The sequence below is a fragment of the Streptomyces sp. NPDC029466 genome (genome assembly GCF_055574515.1).
The window spans coordinates 27,655-46,369 of record NZ_JBVHZH010000008.1 but is presented as its reverse complement, the minus strand read 5'-3'; the positions used below and the strand labels follow the sequence as shown (position 1 = coordinate 46,369).

General features: G+C 71.9%; 13 protein-coding genes. 11 read left to right on the top strand and 2 right to left on the bottom strand.

Features of this window, described 5'->3' with window-relative positions; all coding sequences use genetic code 11:
* The first annotated feature begins 166 nt into the window (after positions 1-166).
* The 8 genes from ACZ4XD_RS09360 to ACZ4XD_RS09325 all read left to right on the top strand — a co-directional run bounded on the left by ACZ4XD_RS09360 (position 167) and on the right by ACZ4XD_RS09325 (position 8,471).
* Positions 167-2,398 (top strand): non-ribosomal peptide synthetase, encoded by a 2,232-nt coding sequence (locus ACZ4XD_RS09360; protein WP_468040092.1) that lies wholly within the window; start codon positions 167-169, stop codon positions 2,396-2,398.
* Complete coding sequence (locus ACZ4XD_RS09355) at positions 2,382-3,377, top strand: TauD/TfdA family dioxygenase (RefSeq protein ID WP_468039828.1); 996 nt, start codon at positions 2,382-2,384, stop codon at positions 3,375-3,377. Before ACZ4XD_RS09360 ends, ACZ4XD_RS09355 begins: the two co-directional genes overlap by 17 nt.
* Before the next feature lie 64 nt (positions 3,378-3,441).
* Positions 3,442-4,479: a 2,3-diaminopropionate biosynthesis protein SbnB gene (sbnB, locus tag ACZ4XD_RS09350; RefSeq protein ID WP_468039826.1), complete on the top strand. Its 1,038-nt coding sequence runs from the start codon at positions 3,442-3,444 to the stop codon at positions 4,477-4,479.
* 14 nt (positions 4,480-4,493) lie between these two features.
* A complete protein-coding gene (gene sbnA / locus ACZ4XD_RS09345; protein WP_468039824.1) occupies positions 4,494-5,489 on the top strand; it encodes a 2,3-diaminopropionate biosynthesis protein SbnA in 996 nt (331 codons plus the stop codon).
* Positions 5,486-5,722 (top strand): MbtH family protein, encoded by a 237-nt coding sequence (locus ACZ4XD_RS09340; protein WP_468039822.1) that lies wholly within the window; start codon positions 5,486-5,488, stop codon positions 5,720-5,722. The genes sbnA and ACZ4XD_RS09340 overlap by 4 nt, the downstream gene beginning before the upstream one ends.
* On the top strand, positions 5,722-6,705 hold the full coding sequence (locus ACZ4XD_RS09335) for a TauD/TfdA family dioxygenase (protein WP_468039819.1): 984 nt from the start codon (positions 5,722-5,724) through the stop codon (positions 6,703-6,705). Before ACZ4XD_RS09340 ends, ACZ4XD_RS09335 begins: the two co-directional genes overlap by 1 nt.
* 39 nt (positions 6,706-6,744) lie before the next feature.
* Positions 6,745-7,716: an ATP-binding cassette domain-containing protein gene (locus ACZ4XD_RS09330; protein ID WP_468039817.1), complete on the top strand. Its 972-nt coding sequence runs from the start codon at positions 6,745-6,747 to the stop codon at positions 7,714-7,716.
* Complete coding sequence (locus ACZ4XD_RS09325) at positions 7,713-8,471, top strand: ABC transporter permease (RefSeq protein ID WP_468039815.1); 759 nt, start codon at positions 7,713-7,715, stop codon at positions 8,469-8,471. The genes ACZ4XD_RS09330 and ACZ4XD_RS09325 overlap by 4 nt, the downstream gene beginning before the upstream one ends.
* Positions 8,472-8,579: 108 nt before the next feature.
* On the opposite strand, the gene ACZ4XD_RS09320 is transcribed toward ACZ4XD_RS09325, so the two are convergent.
* Positions 8,580-8,756, bottom strand: a complete 177-nt coding sequence (locus ACZ4XD_RS09320) for a hypothetical protein (protein ID WP_235468077.1) — start codon at positions 8,754-8,756, stop codon at positions 8,580-8,582.
* Positions 8,757-8,942: 186 nt separating this feature from the next.
* Complete coding sequence (locus tag ACZ4XD_RS09315) at positions 8,943-9,134, bottom strand: hypothetical protein (protein ID WP_468039813.1); 192 nt, start codon at positions 9,132-9,134, stop codon at positions 8,943-8,945.
* A 106-nt stretch (positions 9,135-9,240) separates the two neighbouring features.
* On the opposite strand from ACZ4XD_RS09315, the gene ACZ4XD_RS09310 reads away from it, so the two are divergent.
* From ACZ4XD_RS09310 to ACZ4XD_RS09300, 3 genes are all read left to right on the top strand, one after another.
* Positions 9,241-10,077 carry a helix-turn-helix domain-containing protein gene (locus ACZ4XD_RS09310; RefSeq protein WP_468039810.1) on the top strand — a complete coding sequence of 279 codons (837 nt, stop codon included), beginning with the start codon at positions 9,241-9,243 and terminating at the stop codon, positions 10,075-10,077.
* Positions 10,074-10,271 carry a DUF397 domain-containing protein gene (locus ACZ4XD_RS09305; protein WP_468039808.1) on the top strand — a complete coding sequence of 66 codons (198 nt, stop codon included), beginning with the start codon at positions 10,074-10,076 and terminating at the stop codon, positions 10,269-10,271. Before ACZ4XD_RS09310 ends, ACZ4XD_RS09305 begins: the two co-directional genes overlap by 4 nt.
* 196 nt (positions 10,272-10,467) lie before the next feature.
* Complete coding sequence (locus ACZ4XD_RS09300; protein WP_468039806.1) at positions 10,468-18,672, top strand: non-ribosomal peptide synthetase; 8,205 nt, start codon at positions 10,468-10,470, stop codon at positions 18,670-18,672.
* The last annotated feature ends 43 nt before the right edge of the window (positions 18,673-18,715 follow it).

The following is an 18,715-nucleotide window of genomic DNA, read 5'->3' as shown; positions in this document are numbered from 1 at the left end:
GCTTTCCCCCGACGACCTGCTGCTGACCGCCTATGTGCGGGTACTGGCGGCGGTCACGGGTGATTCCTCCGTGGTGACCGGATATCTGCCCGCCGGATGTCCGCCCGGAAAGGTAGCGCGGAAAGACCCGCAAAGCGACCCGCAAAACGACCCGGAGAACGGCCCGTTGCCGCTCTGGGCCGCCCTTTCCGGCGGCTCGTGGGCGGAACTCGCCACCGAGGTCGCCCAGTGGGCGGACGGGGTGCGGCGGCACTCCCCGCGGGTCCTCGACGCGCTGCGCACCGAGACGGGCCGCACGGAGCCGCTGTTCGACACCGTCCTGGTCGACGGCCGGGCGGCCGGACCCGAGGACCTGAGCGCCGGTACCGTGCTCGCCGCCGGCCTCTCCCGGACCGGGGACCGGCTGGACCTGGTGCTGAGCCACCGCCCCGGCGCACTGGACGGCGCACAGGCCGGCCGGTTCGCCGGCTATCTGCTCGCCGCGCTGCGCGAACTGGCCGAGCGGCCCGAGGCGGACCACCAGGAGTGGAGCCCGGTGCCGGAGCGGGAGATCGCCCAGCAGCTGGCCGAGTTCGCGGGCCCGCAGCGGGAGCTGCCGGACCGCCGGGTGCATGAACTGTTCGAGGACCAGGTGCGGTTGCGGCCGGACGACATCGCCGCCGTCCACGGCACCGAGTCCTGGACCTACCGTGAGCTCAACGAGCGCGCCAACCGCGTCGCCCACGCGCTGCGCCACGGCGGACTGCGCGACGAGGACGTCGTCGCGGTGGTCACCGAACGCAATCTCCCCTGGCTGGTCGCCGTGCTGGCCGTCTTCAAGGCCGGTGGCGTCTATCTGCCGGTGGAGCCGCACTTCCCGGCCGACCGGATCACCGGCATGCTGGTGCGCGCCGACTGCCGCCGGGTGCTGACCGAGCGGGACGCGTCCCCGGGCCTGGCCGAGGCGCTGGCCGGGCTGCCGGGCGTGCACGCGGACCATCTGACGGAGCTGCTCGCCACAGACCATCCGGTCACCGACCCCGGTGTGCCGGTGGCCGCCGGGCAGAGCGCGTACATCTACTTCACCTCGGGCTCGACCGGGGCGCCCAAGGGTGCCGTGTGCGAGCACGCGGGGTTCCTCAACCATCTGCTCGCCAAGATCGACGATCTGGAGATCACCGAGGGCCGGGTGGTCGCCCAGACCGCGCCGCAGTGCTTCGACATCTCCCTGTGGCAGCTGGTGGCCGCACTGGCCGTCGGCGGACGCACCCTGATCATCGGGCAGCCGGACATCCTGGACACGGCACGCTTCATCGAGACGCTCGCCACCGGCGGGGTCGAGGTCCTCCAGGCCGTGCCCTCCTATCTCGAAGTGGTACTGACGGAGCTGGAGCGCAGCCCCCGCGCGCTGCCCCGGCTGCGTCATGTGTCGGCGACCGGCGAGGCGCTCAAGAAGGAGCTGGTGGAGCGCTGGTTCGCCACGTTCCCCGAGGTCGCGCTGGTCAACGCGTACGGCCTGACCGAGACCTCGGACGACACCAACCACGAGGTGATGCGCCGGGTGCCCGAACAGGGCTCGGTGCCGCTGGGCCGGCCGGTCGCCAATGTGCGGATCCATATCGTCGACGAACGGCTGCGTCCGGTGCCGCTCGGCTCCCCGGGCGAGATCCTGTTCTCCGGCGTCTGCGTGGGCCGGGGCTACGTCAACGACGAGGAGCGCACCCGGGCCGCCTTCATGCCCGATCCGCTGCTGCCCGGTGAACGGATGTACCGCTCCGGGGACTTCGGACGGTGGCTGCCGGACGGACGGCTGGAGTTCCTCGGCCGCCGGGACGCCCAGGTCAAGATCCGCGGCTTCCGGATCGAGATCGGCGAGGTGGAGAACCAGCTGCTCCGGGTCGACGGGGTGCGGGACAGCGCCGTCGTCGTCACCGGGGAGGGTGAGAGCCGGCAGCTGGTGGCCTTCCACAGCGGCGAGGAACTGTCCGACGAGCGGCTCCTGAAAGCGCTCGGCGCGGCGCTGCCCGGCTATATGATCCCCAGCCGGTTCCGCCGGCTCGACGTCCTGCCACTCACCGCCAACGGCAAGATCGACCGCAAGGCGCTGACCCGGCTCGCCGGGCAGGAGGAGTCCGCGGACGGCGGCGTGGAGCTGCGCACCGGCACCGAGCGGCGGCTCGCCGAGCTGTGGTCCCAGGTCCTGAAGGTGCCGGCCGGCCGCATCGGCCGGGACTCCCATTTCTTCGACAGCGGCGGGACCTCACTGTCCATGCTGCGGCTGGCGATCGCGCTGGACCGTGTGGTGACGCCCGTCGAACTCCAGCAGCACCCGGTTCTCGCGGACTGTGCGGCATTGCTCGACCGCCGGGCCGCCGAGGCTCCGAATCCAGGAAGGCAGCCAGTTGACAGCCACGTTTGACGGCCCGGCCGTCCCCGAAACCCTCGGCGACGGCGCCGAGTTGCTCCTCGGCGAGGGCCGGACGCCGGTCCTCCGGCTGACCGGTCCGGACCTCCCCGACAAGACCGTCCGCGATCTGCTCGCCCGGCACGGCGCCCTGCTCGTCCGGGGCCTGGCTCTGGCGGCCCCCGCCGATCTGGGCCGGGCCGCGCGGGCGCTCGGGGTGACCCCGATGACCGAGCGGGAGGGCTTCACCGGCCGGACCTACTTCGGCAACGGCGTCTACGGCGCCTCGGAGTGGCCGGCCGACGAGCCGATGTGCATGCACCACGAGCGCAGTTACGGCGACGAGGTGCCCGGCATCGCGCTGTTCGGCTGTCTGACGGCGCCCCGCTCCGGCGGCGCGACCGCCGTGGCCGACGCCCGTACCGTGCTGGCGGCGCTGCCCGACGATCTGGTGGAGCGCTTCGCCCGCGAGGGCTGGCGGCTGGCCCGCAGCTACCGTGACATCGGCGTCAGCTGGAGCGAATCGTTCGGCACCGAGGACCCCCGGCAGGTCGACGCGTACTGCCGGGCGCACGCCCTGGACCACGAGTGGCTGCCGGACGGCTCGCTGCGCACCGTGCAGCACCGCGCGGCCGTGGTGCGCCACCCCGCCACCGGCGAGCGGCTCTGGTTCAACCAGATCGCCTTCCTCAACGAGCTGACCATGGACCCGGCGGTGCGCGAGTACCTGGTGTCCCTGTACGGGCCGGACGCGCTGCCGTTCACCACCTTCCACGGCGACGGCGAGCCGGTCCCGGCGCAGGTCGTCGAGACCATCAACGAGGTGTACACGGCGGCGACCGTACGGGAGCCGTGGCAGGCCGGCGACCTGCTCGTGGTCGACAACCTGCGGATGGCGCACAGCCGCGAGGCGTACGAGGGCGACCGCGAGATCGTGGCGCTCTTCGGTGACCCGGTGCGCCTCGACGGACACGTCCTGCCGTCCGCCACCTGACAGGCCGGGCCGGTCCGGAAGGCCGGCCCTCCCTCCTCTCCTCTACGGTTCCACGGAGCTTCACATGCCCCAGCAGCACGCTGCGCCTTCGTTCTCCGTCATCTCCGGAGCCCAGGTGCACCGGGTCCTCGACGCGCACCACCAGGGCGTCGTCGACCTGATCGAGACGGCCTACCGGCTGCACGGCGGAGGCGAGACGGTGAACCCGCCGTCGTACTTCCTCCGCTTCCCCGACCGCCCGTCCTCCCGGATCATCGCGCTGCCCGCCTCGATCGGCGGCGAGCGGCCCACGGACGGCCTGAAGTGGATCTCCAGCTTCCCGGAGAACGTCGGGGCCGGCATCCCGCGCGCCTCGGCGGTACTGATCCTCAACGACCATGACACCGGCTACCCGCTGGCGTGTCTGGAGAGCTCCATCATCAGCGCGGCGCGCACCGCGGCGTCCGCGGCGCTCGCCGCCGACCGGATCTCCGCCGCGCGCGGCACCCGGCCGGCCCGGATCGGGTTCTTCGGCGTCGGGCTGATCGCCCGCTACATCCACACCTATCTGGCGCGCACCGGCTGGGAGTTCGACGAGATCGGGGTGCACGACCTGTCGGCGGCGCACGCGGGCGGCTTCGCCGACTACCTCCGCCAGTCCGGCGAGTCCGGCACGGTCACCGTGCACGGCTCCGCCGAGGAGCTGATCCGCTCCTGCGACCTGGTGGTCTTCGCCACCGTCGCCGGCACCCCGCATGTCACCGAGCCCGGGTGGTTCGCGCACAACCCGCTGGTCCTGCATGTCTCGCTGCGCGATCTGTCGCCCGAGGTGGTGCTCGGCGCGGCCAACCTCGTGGACGACGTGGAGCACTGTCTGAAGGCGGACACCTCGGTGCACCTGGCGGAACAGCGGGTGGGCCACCGGGACTTCCTCGACGGCACGCTGTACGACGTCCTCACCGGGAAGGTGCAGCCGCCGGCCGACCGGCCGGTGATCTTCTCCCCGTTCGGCCTGGGGGTGCTGGATCTGGCACTCGGCAGGCATGTCTATGAATCCGTGAAGGAATCCGGCGAGTTGCAGATCGTCGACGATTTCTTTCACGAGATGCGCCGTTACGGCTAGGGCGGGAGGCACCCGTGCCGACTATTTCGGCTCCACAGGAATTCAACGAGGAAGACCTGTACGTCGATCTCGACGCCGTACTCGGAATCCCGCTGCATCTCAAGTGCGAGGGCTTCAATTTCACCGGCTCGGTGAAGCAGAAGGCCGCGCTGGCAATGGTCGAGGCCGCGGAGGAGGCCGGGCGGCTGTCCCCCGGTTCCGTCCTGGTGGAATCCTCGTCCGGCAATCTGGGCGTCGCACTGAGCGTCATCGCGGCCAGCAAGGGCTACCGCTTCGTCTGCGTCACCGACTCCCGGTGCAATCTGGCCTCCAAGCGGCTGATGGAGGCGCTCGGCGCCACCGTCCACACCATCGCGGAGCCCGCGGCCGAGGGGGGCTTCCTCGGGGCGCGGATCGCCTACGTACGCAAGCTGTGCGAGGAGGACGCGCGGTACGTCTGGCTCAACCAGTACGTCAACCCCGCCAACTGGCGGGCGCATTACCGCTACACGGCTCCCGCCATCCACCGGAGCTACCCCGCGCTGGACGTGCTCTTCGTCGGGGCGGGGACCACCGGGACCCTGATGGGCTGCGCCCGCTGGTACAAGGAGCACCGGCCCGGGGTCCGCATCGTGGCCGTCGACAGCGTCGGCTCGGTCGCCTTCGGCCACCCGCCGTCCCCCCGGATGATCCCGGGCCTGGGCTCCGGGGTCCGGCCGGCGCTGCTGGACGAGGACTTCATCGACGATGTGGTGCTCGTCCCGGAGCCGGACACCGTGCGCATGTGCCACCGGCTGGCCGGGCGCGGCTTTCTGTTCGGCGGCTCCACCGGGACGGTCGTCAGCGGCGCCGACCGGTGGCTGACGGAGCGCGGCAGACCGGCGGGGCTGTCCTCGGTCGCCATCTCGCCCGATATGGGCGAGCGCTACCTCGACACCGTTTACCACACCAACTGGGTGCAGGGCGTCTACGGCGAGGACACCCTCGGGCCCGCGCACCCCAGTCATGAGACGAGAGAGGCAATACGATGACCAACCCGTTCGAGGACGCCGAGGGCCGCTACCTGGCCCTGGTCAACGACGAGGGCCAGTACTCCCTCTGGCCGGCGTTCGCCGAGGTCCCGGACGGCTGGAAGGCCGCCCTGCCGGAGACCGGCCGCGCCGAGGCCCTGGAGTACATCGCCGCGCAGTGGACCGATATGCGTCCGCTGAGTCTCGTCCGTGCGATGGAGGACTCCGAGGGCACCGCGAAGGCGGCGTCCTGATGACCGTGACCCTCGACACCGGGGCGGCGGCGCGGGTCGCGTCGCTCACCCCGGACGAATCCGTGGCGGCCGAGCAGGCCGCCCGCCGGGTGATGGCCTCCGGTGCCGCACTGGTGGACAGCGCCGGCTGGGTCGATGCCGCGCGCACCGGCTGGTCGGAGCTGCCGCTCGGGCTGCGCCGCCCGCTGCACGAGTTCCGCCGCGACTCCGGGCGCAGCGGAGTGCTGCTGCTGCGCGGTCTGCCGGTGGACGAGGCCGCGCTGCCCGACACCCCGTCCGGCGCCGGTTCCGTACAGCGGGCGGGCTCAGTGGCCGCCGCGATGCTGACGATGGTGGCCTGCGGTCTCGGCGACCCGGCCGCCTTCCGGCCGGAGAAGACCGGCGCCCTGGTCCAGGACGTGGTGCCGGTGCCGGGGAAGGAGGAGTTCCAGGGGAACGCGGGCTCGGTCCTGCTGACCTTCCACAACGAGAACGCCTTCCATCCGCACCGCCCCGACTTCGTCATGCTGCTGTGCCTGCGCGCCGACCACGAGAAGGTCGCCGCGCTGCGCACCGCCGGGATCCGCGCGGCGATGCCGCTGCTGAGCGAGGAGACCCGGACGGTGCTGGCCGCACCGGAGTTCGTCACCGCTCCCCCGCCGTCCTTCGGCGGCTCGGACGGCGGCACCGAGCCGCACCCGGTGATCTTCGGGGCGCCCGAGGACCCGGATCTGCGGATCGACTTCGCGGCCACCGAGCCGGTCACCGACCGGGCCCGCCGGGCGATGGACGAGCTCGGGGACGCCTTCGAGCGGACCGGCCAGAGCACGGTGCTGGCCCCGGGCGATCTGGCGATCGTCGACAACCGGGTCACCACCCATGGGCGCAGCGCCTTCCAGCCGCGCTACGACGGCCGCGACCGCTGGCTTCAGCGCACCTTCGTCCTCACCGATCTGCGCCGCTCCCGCGGCTCCCGGGCCGGAGACGGCTACGTCCTTGACTGACCGCCCCCGTACCGCACTTCCCGAAAGGACCCGGAGCCGATGACCGCTGCCATCCGGATCGAGGATCTGACGAAGAACTTCGGCAGCACGGCGGCGATCCGCGGCGTCAGCCTGGAGGTTCCGGCCGGCCGGGTGCTCGGGCTGCTGGGCCCCAACGGCGCCGGCAAGACCACGCTGGTGCGCATGGTCTCCACGCTCATCCGCCCGGACAGCGGGCGCATCCTGGTGCACGGGCACGATGTCGTGCGCGAGGCCGCCAAGGTGCGCCCGCTGATCGGACTCACCGGCCAATACGCCTCGGTGGACGAGGACATCTCGGGCTGGGAGAACCTCTACCTCATCGCCCGGCTGTTCAATCTGCGCGGGCGCAAGGCCCGGGCCCGCGCCGACGAGATGCTGGAACGCTTCAGCCTCACCGAGGCCGGCAAACGGCCCGTCGGCGGCTACTCGGGCGGCATGCGCCGCCGGCTCGACCTGGCGGCCAGCCTCACCGGCGACCCCCGCGTCCTGGTCCTCGACGAACCGACCACGGGCCTCGATCCGCACAGCCGCAACAGCCTCTGGGCGGAGGTGAACCGGCTCGCGGAACAGGGCACGACCGTGCTGCTCACCACCCAGTACATGGAGGAGGCGGAGGCGCTCGCCGACTCCCTGGTGGTGATCGACAGCGGCCGGGTCATCGCGTCCGGCTCCACCGCCGAGCTGCGGGCGCGGCTGGGCGGGCAGATGCTGCGGATCCAGCCCGAGGAGCCCGGCGATCTGGCGCGGATCCGGCAGGTCCTGGTGGCCGCCGGCCACACCGAGGCCACCGTCATGACGGACGAGGGCCGGCTCCAACTGCCGCTCACCGGCGGTGGCAGCCAGCTCACCGCCGTGGTCCGCACCCTCGGCGAGGCGGATATCCCGCTCGCCTCACTGGACACCCACATTCCGAGCCTTGACGAGGTCTTCCTCAAGCTCACCGGACCCGCGGCTGCCAGGGAACCCGTCGCCGCTAGGAGCGCGGCATGAGTTCACTGGTACGTCACTCACTGGCGCTCTCGCGCCGCAACCTGCGCAAGTCGCTGGCGAGTCCGGGGCAGGTGCTGGACACCGCGCTGATGCCGGTGGTGTTGTCGGTCATCTTCATCTACGCCTTCGGCGGCGCGATCGCCGGGAACAGCGCGGACTACCGGCAGTATCTGATGCCGGGGATCATGGCCCTGAACCACACCATCGTCTCCCGCACCGCGGGCATCGCCCTCAACACCGACTTCTCCTCCGGGGTGATGGACCGCTACCGGTCGATGCCCGTCGCCCGGTCCGCGGTCCTCATCGGCCGGGTCTCGGCGGACTCGGTACGGCTGTTGATCAGCCAGCTGGCGGTCTTCGCCTTCGCCCTGCTCATCGGCTTCCGCGCGGACAACGGCCTGCTGCCCACCCTCGCCGCCTTCGGCCTGCTGCTCCTGTACGGCATCGCGCTGTGCTGGGTGAACGCCTTCATCGGCCTGGCCGCCCGCAGCATCGACACGGTGCAGAGCGTGAGCACCATCGCCATGCTGCCGCTCCAGTTCGGCAGTTCGGTCTTCGTCGCGCCGAACACCATGCCCGACTGGCTGCGGGTCTTCGTCGAGCACAACCCGATGACCCTGGTCGTCGACGCGTCCCGGAACCTGATGATCGGCGGCCCCGTCGCGGGCTCCGCGCAGGGCGCGCTGCTGTGGATCGCGGGGCTGGTCGCGGTGTTTTTGCCGCTGTCTGTGTGGAAGTACCGGGCTCGGACGTGAGCGGGGCGGGGGGGGGGGGGGGGGGGGGGGGGGGGGGGGAAGCACCCCCCCCCCCCCCCCAACCCCCCCCCCCCCCCCCCCCCCCCCCCCCCCCCCCCCGCACAGGCGCTACTTGCCGTCCCCGCCCTGCGGCTGCGGCTCGCGGGGTGCCTCCGGGGGCATGGGCCCGCCGTCGTGCTTGCCGCCGTCCGCCTCCATGTCCGCGGGGTGCATGAACGGGACTCCGCGCCAGCCTTCGGCGTCGGGCGTGCGCGTCTCATACGTCTCGACAGCCAAGGCGCTCATCTACCAGCCTCCTCTTTCGCAAGGGGCCATGCCGCCGTACCGTCGAGGGCATGACCCATAGGGCCGTAGAGGTTTTCCTCCACGGTTGGTCACCCGTCCCGGCTGCTCGACTGTCCAGGTTCCGCCGCCGGGGCGGGAGTCTTCGGGCCGCTCATGGTTCGGTCGCCTCGGTCACCACTTCGGCAGTCATCGCTGCCCCTCGTGCTCGGGGTGGTTCCTGAGTTCGATGTTCAGGTCGACAACCTTGCTCTTGTCGCCCCGTGCCTCTGCCAACTGCCGCTCGTTTACCAGCGCCTGGCAGACATCGCACTCTGCCGCGGGCTTCGGGTCGGGCCGGGGTTCGCCGAGCTGTACGGGTGGGGTCAGACTGCCGGACACGACTACTCCTCTCCGTAGTGGTTCCACTACCAGGAGTTCTCAGCGTGGCCTACAGTCAGGGGGCATTCAACGTGTCACTTGCGGACGGAAGGACAGTGAACGCCCGTTGAATCGCAACGACTTGAACCCGGACGCCTCCCCTGAAGCGGCCTACGGAGCGCGTTTACGCAGCCTGCGAGAGGCGCGTGGCTGGACTCAAGAGGACCTGGCCGAACGCGCGGAGTATTCCAGTGTGCATGTTTCGGCCGTCGAAAACGGTCGGAAACCTCCAACTCTCCGGTTCTCGCGTAGCGTGGACCGTGTCTTCGGCCTTGAGGGCACAGCGGACTCGTTCGAGCGTGAGTACCGCGAGATCAAGCACGGCAGCCAGTTGGAAGGATTTCCCGAGTACGTCGGGTACGAGGGCCGGGCCGTAGAGATCCGGCTGTTCCAGATCGGGCTTGTCCCCGGCTTGTTGCAGACACCGGAGTACGCGCGGACGGTGGCCGACGGCGATGTGCAGCGTGGGGCCATCACGCCCGAACAAGCTGAAGAGCGGGTCTCCTTCCTCTCGGAGAGGCAAGCCGCGCTGGTACGCTCCCGGCCCCCCATGATGCTTGTGGTGATGGATGAGAGCTGTCTCCGCCACGAGATCGGTGGTACCGAGGTCATGGAAGGTCAGCTTCGGCGACTGGTCGAAGTCGCTTCCCTCCCCAACTGGGTACTGCAAGTGGCACCCTTCAACATAGGAGCACGGCGGGCGTTCAACCTGCCGGTGAACCTCCTCACTCTGGCCGACAGGTCCGTGGTCGCATATGCCGAGTCACAGGCACGGGGGCACCTGGAGCGCGAAAGCACAGCCGTGCTCCCCATGTTGACGGCATACCATCAGTTGCAGGCCGAAGCGCTGTCACAGGCGACGTCTGTGGCCATGATCGAGCAGTTGCGAAAGGGCATCCCGTGACGACCGAATCCCTCCGCTGGTTCAAGTCCTCCTACAGCAGCAACGGCGGCGACTGCATCGAGGTTGCCGCCACTGGCACCGGCGCTGTCCCCGTCCGCGACAGCAAGGACCCCAACGGCCCGGCACTCACCTTCACCGCGAACGGCTGGTCGGCGTTCGTCGCTGCCGTCAAGGGTGGAGGGTTCCCCGCCTGAACCCGCAGCAGACCCTGCATCACCGGCCCTCGCCACACGGCGGGGGCCGTTGTCATGTCGGCAGACCCCCCGGCCCTACGCGGTAAACCCCCAGCTCAGCAAGCGAAATGGCTTCAATAGCGCACTGAAACCCGAGGTTCTTAGCCTCCGGTCGGTTGATGTGCCGCGTTTCTGCTGATGCACAAGGAGTTCCCCGATGAGTGGTCCGAAGGCCCAGGCGCAGTGGCAGGGAAATGAGCGGCCCTTCGCCGCGCTGACGCTTCCCGAGCTCTTCGAGGACCAGGTGCGGCGTACTCCTGACGCGCCGGCGCTCGGCTGTGGTGATGAGCAGCTCAGCTACCGGGAGTTGAACGCCCGCGCCAACCGGCTGGCCCGGCTGCTGACGGAGCGGGGCGTGGGGCCCGAGCGGATCGTCGCGGTCCTGGTGCCGCGGTCCGTCGATCTCGTGGTGTCGCTGCTGGCGGTGGCGAAGACCGGGGCCGCCTATCTGCCGATGGACACCGACTACCCGGCGGACCGCATCGCCTTCATGCTGTCCGACGCCCGCCCGGCCTGCCTGCTCACCACAGCCGGGGCCGGGGCGGCGGCGGAGGACTTCGACGGGCGGGCCGTGCTGCTGGACGCTCCGAACGTGGCGGAGGCGCTGTCCCGGGCTGCGGCGACGGACCTCGGTGACGGGGAGCGGACCGCCCCGCTGCGTCCGGCGCATCCCGCCTACGTCATCTACACCTCGGGCTCCACGGGCGTGCCGAAGGCGGTGGTGATCGAGCACCGGGCGCTCGCCGACTACCTCGGCTGGTCACGGCAGACGTACCCGAGCGCCCGCGGTACCTCGCTGTGGCATTCGTCGGTGTCCTTCGACATGACCGTCACCTCGCTGTGGGTGCCGCTGGTCAGCGGTGGCCGGGTGCTGGCGGGCCCGCTGGAGGCGGACGCGTTCGGCGGGACGCCGGAGTGCACCTTCCTCAAGGCCACGCCCAGTCATCTGCCGCTGCTGGACGTGCTTCCGGCCGGGTTCTCCCCCACCGAGGAGCTGATGCTGGGCGGTGAGGCGCTGATCGGTTCCGTTCTGGACGAGTGGCGGCGGCGGCACCCGGCGGCCACCGTGCTGAATGTCTACGGGCCGACCGAAGTTACCGTCAACGCGGCCGAGTTCCGGCTGGAGCCCGGTGAGCCGACCCCGGACGGTGTGCTGCCGCTGGGCCGGCTGATGGACAACGCCCGCGGCTATGTCCTGGACGCCGGTCTGCGGCCGGTTGGGGAGGGTGTCGCGGGTGAGCTCTACATCGCCGGGCCGGGGCTCGCGCGGGGGTATCTGGGGCGGGCGGGGCTGACGTCGGAGCGGTTCGTGGCCGATCCGTACGGGGCGCCCGGCAGCCGGATGTACCGCACGGGCGACCTGGCGCGCTGGCGGGCGGACGGGCAGCTGGAGTTCCTGGGCCGTACCGACCACCAGGTGAAGGTGCGCGGGCACCGGGTGGAGCTGGGGGAGATCGAGGCGGTGCTGATGCGGCATCCGCTGGTCTCCCGGACCGTGGTGCTGGTCCGCGAGGACCGCGAGGGCGACCAGCGGATCGTCGCCTATGTGACGGGGGTGGGGGACGCGGAAGCGCCCGACCCGGCGGTGCTGCGGGAGCTGGTCGGGGAATCGCTGCCTGACTACATGGTCCCGTCGGCCGTGGTCGTGCTGGAGCAGTGGCCGCTGACGCCCAATGGCAAGGTGGACCGGGGCCAACTGCCCGTCCCCGACTACGCCTCGCAGGCGGAGAGCGGCGGCCGGGCGCCCCGCAACGCCACGGAAGCGACCCTTACCACGCTCTTCGCCGACGTGCTGGGCCTGCCCGCCGTCACCATCGATGACAACTTCTTCCACCTCGGCGGGCACTCGCTGCTCGCCACCCGTCTCATCAGCCGGATCCGTGCCACGCTGCACGCCGATCTCACCGTCCGCGCGCTCTTCGAGCACCCCACCGTGGCCGCACTCGCGCCGGAGCTCTCCACCGCCCCCACCGCCCGCGGCCCGCTCGCGCCCGTCACGCCCCGTCCGTCGCACCTCCCCCTCTCCCCCGCCCAGCGCCGGCTGTGGTTCGCCTACCAGCTCGAAGGCCCCAGCCCCACCTACAACATCCCGCACGCGTTCCGGATCGGCGGCCCCCTCGACCACCCGACGCTGGCCACCGCCCTGGCGGACCTCACGGTTCGGCACGAGACCCTCCGCACCCGTATCGCGGAACAGGACGGGGAGCCCCACCAGATAGTCCTCCCGGCCGAGCAGGCGCGTCCCGAGCTGCCCCTCGTCGCCACCACCGAGGACCAGCTCCCCCGGCACCTCGCGGAGCAGGCCGCCCACGCCTTCGACCTCAGCCATGAGAATCCGCTGCGCGCCGTGCTCTACCGCCTGGCCGAGCACGAGCACGTGCTGCTGCTCCTCACCCACCACATCGCCAGCGACGGCTGGTCCACGGGCCCGCTGCTCCAGGACCTCGGCGCCGCCTACACCGCGCGCCGGGGCGGCACCGCGCCCGCCTGGCAGCCACTCGCCGTCCAGTACGCCGACTACACCCTCTGGCAGCGGGAGATCCTGGGCTCCGAGGACGACCCCACGAGTCTTGCCGGGCTTCAACTCGACTTCTGGCAGGACCAGTTGAAGGGCCTTCCGGAGCTGCTGGAGCTGCCGCTGGACCGGCCGCGTCCCGCTGTCGCCAGCCATCGCGGTGCGAGTGTGCGCTTCGCACTGGACGCCGGGCTGCACCAGGGCGTGGCGCGGCTGGCCCGGCAGTGTGATGTCACCGTCTTCATGGTGTTCCAGGCCGCGGTGGCCGCGCTGCTGTCGCGGCTCGGCGCGGGTACCGACATCCCGCTGGGCACCGCCGTCGCCGGACGAACCGACGACGCCCTCGACGACCTCGTCGGCTTCTTCGTCAACACGCTGGTGCTGCGCACCGATGTCTCCGGCGATCCGAGCTTCCGCGAACTGCTCGCCCGGGTCCGGGACACCGATCTGGCCGCCTACGCCCACCAGGACGTGCCCTTCGAGCGCGTCGTCGAGGCGGTCAACCCGGTGCGGACGCTCTCCCACACCCCGCTGTTCCAGACGATGCTCACCTCGCAGAACATCCCGGACCACGGCGCCGCGACGGCCGGGCTGAACGCCGTGCCGGAGGAAGTACCGCGGCGAACCGCGCGGTTCGATCTGTCCTTCCACACCTGGGAGCGCCAGGCCGCCGACGGCTCCTGGACGGGGGTGGACGGTCTGCTGGAGTACGCCACCGACCTCTTCGACGCGGCCACCGCCGAGGCGCTGGTCGCCCGGCTGGTGCGGCTGCTCGGCGCGGCGGTCGCCGGGCCCGATCTGCCGGTCGGGGAGCTGGAGCTGCTGACCGCCGGTGAGCGGGACCGGCTGCTGCACGCCTGGCAGGGCGAAGCGCGCGAGCTGTCCGGGCGGACGGTGCCGGAGCTGTTCGAGGACCGGGCCGCGGATGTTCCGGACGCCCCCGCCGTCGTACACGAGGGCACCGCGCTGACCTACCGCGAGCTGAACGAACGGGCCAACCGGCTGGCCCGGGTGCTGGCCGCGCGGGGTGTGGGGCCGGAGAGCTATGTCGCCGTGGCGATGCCGCGGTCGGTGGAGCTGGTGGTCGCGCTGCTGGCCGTGCTGAAGGCCGGCGGCGCGTATCTGCCGCTGGATCCGACCTATCCGGCGGACCGGCTCGGCTTCATGCTGGCGGACGTCGACCCGGTGCTGGTGCTGACCGGGCGCGGGGTGATGGAGGAGGTCCCGGCGCCGTGCCCGCTGCTGCGGCTGGACGAGCCGGGTGCGGCCGCCGAGGCGGCGGCGATGTCCGCCGCCGACCTCACCGACGCGGACCGCAACGGGCCGCTGTCGCTGGACAACGCCGCCTTCGTGATCTTCACTTCGGGCTCCACCGGCCGCCCCAAGGGCGTCACGGTCCAGCACCGCTCCCTCGACGGCTATCTGTCCTGGACCCGGTCCGCCTACCCGGGCGTCGCGGGCACCGCGCTGGTGCACTCGCCGGTCGCCTTCGACCTCACGGCGACCGGCCTGTTCGCCCCGCTCACCTCGGGCGGCTGTGTGCAGCTGATCGAGCTGGACGCGTCGAGCGCGGCGGCCGAGGGGCAGCAGAGCCCCAGCTTCGTGAAGGCGACCCCGAGCCATCTGCCGCTGCTGATCGAGCTCCCCGACGCGTTCTCGCCCGATGAGCAGCTGGTGCTCGGCGGGGAGTCGCTGATGGGCGAGGTGCTGGACGAGTGGCGGGGCCGGCATCCCAGGGCGACCGTCATCAACGAGTACGGGCCGACGGAGACCACCGTCGGCTGCTCGGAGTACCGGATCGAGCCGGGGGACACCGTCCCGGCGGGTGTGGTCACCATCGGCCGGCCGGTCTGGAACACCCAGATGTTCGTGCTGGACGCGCGGCTCCAGCCCGTCCCGGTGGGCAGCCCCGGGGAGATCTACATCGCCGGGGACCTGGTGACCCGCGGCTACCACCGGCGCCCCGATCTGACCTCCACCCGCTTTGTCGCCAACCCCTTCGGTCCGCCGGGCAGCCGGATGTACCGGTCGGGTGACCTCGGCCGTTGGCGGGCGGACGGACAGCTGGAGTTCATCGCCCGGGTCGACGACCAGGTCAAGCTCCGGGGGTTCCGGATCGAGCTCGGCGAGATCGACGGCGTTCTCGGTGCCCACCCCGAACTCGCCCAGGCCGCGGTGATCGTGCGGGAGGACCGGCCCGGAGACAAGCGGCTGGTCGGCTATGCGGTCCCCGCGCCCGGGTGCTCCCCGGACCCGGCGGAGCTGCGCCGGTACGCCGCCCGGCAACTGCCCGACTACATGGTGCCGGTGGCCTTCGTGCTGCTCGACGAGCTGCCGCTGACCGTCAACCGGAAGCTGGACCGCCGGGCGCTGCCGGTGCCCGACTACGGATCGGCGCGCGCCCCGGGCCGGGGTCCGCGCACCGCGCACGAGGAGATCCTCAGCGGTGCGTTCGCCGAGGTCCTGGGCCTGCCGCGGGTGGGCGTGGACGACAACTTCTTCGATCTGGGCGGCCATTCGCTGCTGGCGACCCGGCTGATCGCCGGGCTGCGCGGCACGCTGGGCGTGGAACTGTCCATCCGGGCGGTCTTCGAGACGCCCACGGTGGCGGGGCTCGCGGCCCGGCTCGACGAGGCGGAGCGGGCCCGTCCCGCGCTGGTGGCGGCGGACCGCCCGGAGCGGGTGCCGCTGTCGTTCGCCCAGCGGCGGCTGTGGTTCATCCACCGCCTCCAGGGCTCCAGCGTCACCTACAACATCCCCACCTGGATACGGCTGTCCGGCCCGCTGGACCAGGACGCGCTGCGGGCCGCGGTCGCGGACGTGGTGGCGCGGCACGAGGTGCTGCGCACCGTCTACCCGGAGGCGGACGGTGAGCCGTATCAGCAGGTCCTGCCGGCCGGTGAGCTGACGCCGGAGGTGTCCTTCGTCCCGGTCGCGGGGGAAGCGGGGCTGACCGAGGCGCTCGCGCAGGCGGCCCTCCACCCGTTCGGGCTGGTCGGCGAACTCCCCCTCCAGGTCAGTGTGTTCTCGCTGAACGAGCGGGAGCATGTGCTGGCGGTGGTGATGCACCACATCGCCAGCGACGGCTGGTCGATGGCGCCGCTGGCCCGCGATCTGTCGGAGGCGTACGGCGCGCGCCTGGCGGGCCGGAGCCCGGAGCGGGAGGCGCTGCCCGTCCAGTACGCGGACTACGCGCTGTGGCACCGGGAGCTGCTGGGCTCGGAGGACACCCCGGGCAGTGTGATCTCGCAGCAGCTGGCGTTCTGGGAGCGGGAGCTGGCCGGTGCGCCCGAGCTGCTCGCGCTGCCGCTGGACCGGCCCCGCCCGGCGGTGGCCAGTCACCACGGCGGCAGTGTGCAGCTGGAGCTGGACGCCGGGCTGCACCGGCAGCTGGTGGCGCTGGCGCAGAGTTCCGGTGCCACGCTGTTCATGGTGCTGCACGCGGCGATCGCGGCGCTGCTGTCGCGGCTCGGGGCCGGTAGCGACATCCCGGTCGGGACCGCCGTGGCGGGCCGTACGGACGAGGCGCTGGACGACCTGGTCGGCTTCTTCATCAACACGCTGGTGCTGCGCACCGATCTGTCCGGCGACCCGACCTTCCGCGAGCTGCTGGCCCGCGCCCGGAAGACCGACCTGGCGGCCTACGCCCACCAGGACGTGCCCTTCGAGCGGGTCGTCGAGGCGGTCAACCCGGACCGGGTGCTGTCCCACTCCCCGCTCGTCCAGGTCGTGACGACGCTCCAGAGCTACCAGCGGGGCGCGCTGGACTTCCCCGGCACCGAGGCGACCGCGCCGAAGGTCACCAATGAGATCGCCAAGTTCGACCTGATCTTCTTCTGGGAGGAGCGGCAGGACGCTGACCTGGTCCCGGACGGGATCGGTCTCGAAGTGAAGTACGCGACCGACCTGTTCGACCACGGGACCGCGGTGACCCTCGCGGACCGGCTGCTGCGGGTGCTGCGGGCGGCCGTCGCCGACCCGGACCGCACGGTCGGGCAGATCGAGATCCTCGCGCCGCAGGAGCGCGACCAGCTGCTCTCCGGCGGGAACGACACCGCCCGCGGCACGGCCGCGGCGACCCTGCCCGCGCTCTTCGAGGAGCGGGTGGCGCAGGCTCCGCACGCCCCGGCACTGGTCCACCGGGACCGTACCTACCGGTACGCGGAGGTGGCGGAGCGGGTCAACCGGCTGGCGCGGCTGCTGATGCGGCAGGGCGTGGGCCCGGAGCGGGTGGTGGCGCTGGCGCTGCCGAAGTCGGCGGACCTGATCGTGGCGATGCTGGCGGTGGTCACGGCGGGCGGGGCGTATCTGCCCGTCGACCCGGAGTACCCCGCCGAGCGGATCGCCTACATGCTCGACGACGCCCGCCCCACCTGCCTGCTCACCCTCACCGGCACCCCCCTCCCGGAAACCGACTGCCCCCGCCTGCTCCTGGACGACCCCACCGTGGTCGCCGACCTGAACGACCTGCCCGCCACCCCCCTCGACGCCCGCGCCGGGCTCCAGCACCCCGCCTACGTCATCTACACCTCCGGCTCCACCGGCCGCCCCAAGGGCGTCGAGGTCACCCACGCCGGAGTGGCCGCGCTGTCCGCCTCCGCGCGGGAGAACTACCTGCTGGACGGCGACAGCCGGGTGCTCCAGCTCTCCTCGCCCAGCTTCGACGCCTCGGTGATCGAGCTGGTCATGGCGCTCACCACCGGCGCCGCCCTGGTGGTCCCGGACGGCGGGCCGCTGGCCGGTGAGGCGCTGGCCGAGGTCCTGCGGGACACCCGGATCAGCCACACCCTGATCCCGCCGGCCACCCTGGCGACGATCCCGGACGGTGAATTCCCGGACCTGCGCACCCTGGTGACCGGCGCGGACGCGGTGAGCGTGGAGCTGGCGGGCCGCTGGGCCACCCGGTACCGCATGATCAACTCGTACGGTCCGACCGAGTCCACCGTCGCCGCCACGATGAGCCGCCCGCTGTCCGGCGAGGGCGTGCCGCCCATCGGCGTCCCGGTCGCCCACACCCGGGTGTACGTGCTGGACGCGGGGCTGCGGCCGGTGCCCGCCGGTATCCCCGGCGAGCTGTACCTCGCCGGGCACGGCCTCGCCCGGGGCTACCGGAACCGGGCCGCGCTGACCGCGGAGCGTTTCGTGGCGAACCCGTACGGGGCGCCCGGGGAGCGGATGTACCGCACCGGGGACCTGGTGCGCCGACGCGCCGACGGCGAGCTGGAGTACGTCGGCCGGACGGACGCCCAGGTGAAGGTGCGCGGTTTCCGTATCGAACTCGGGGAGATCGAGGCGGTGCTGGACGCCCATCCGCGGGTCAAGCAGACGGTGGCGCTGGTCCGTGAGGACAGCCCCGGCGACAAGCGCATCGTGGCGTACACCGAGCTGCTGCCGGAGCTGTCCGGTCCGCTGCCCGCCGAGGAGCTGCTGGAGCAGATCTCCGGCAGTCTGCCCCGGCACATGGTGCCGTCCGCGGTCGTCGTGGTGGAGCAGTGGCCGCTGATGCCGAACGGCAAGGTCGACCGCAAGGCGCTGCCCGTGCCGGGCCGCCCGGCGCCGTCCGCCGGATCCGAGGGACCGCGGACCCCGCGCGAGGAGACGCTCTGCGGCCTCTTCGCCGAGCTGCTGGGGCTGCCGGAGGTCGGCATCCACGACAGCTTCTTCCGGCTGGGCGGGCACTCCCTGCTGGCGACCCGGCTGATCAGCGGCATCCGGGCCGCGCTCGGCGCCGAGGTCACGGTCCGGACGATCTTCGAGAATCCGACGGTCGCCCAGCTCGCGCAGCAGCTCGACGGTGCCCGCAAGGCCCGCCCGTCCCTCCGTGCCATGCGCCGCCGGCCGTCCTGAACCACCGGTGGTGCAGTCCGCCCGGCCGGTCCCCTCTTTTGTG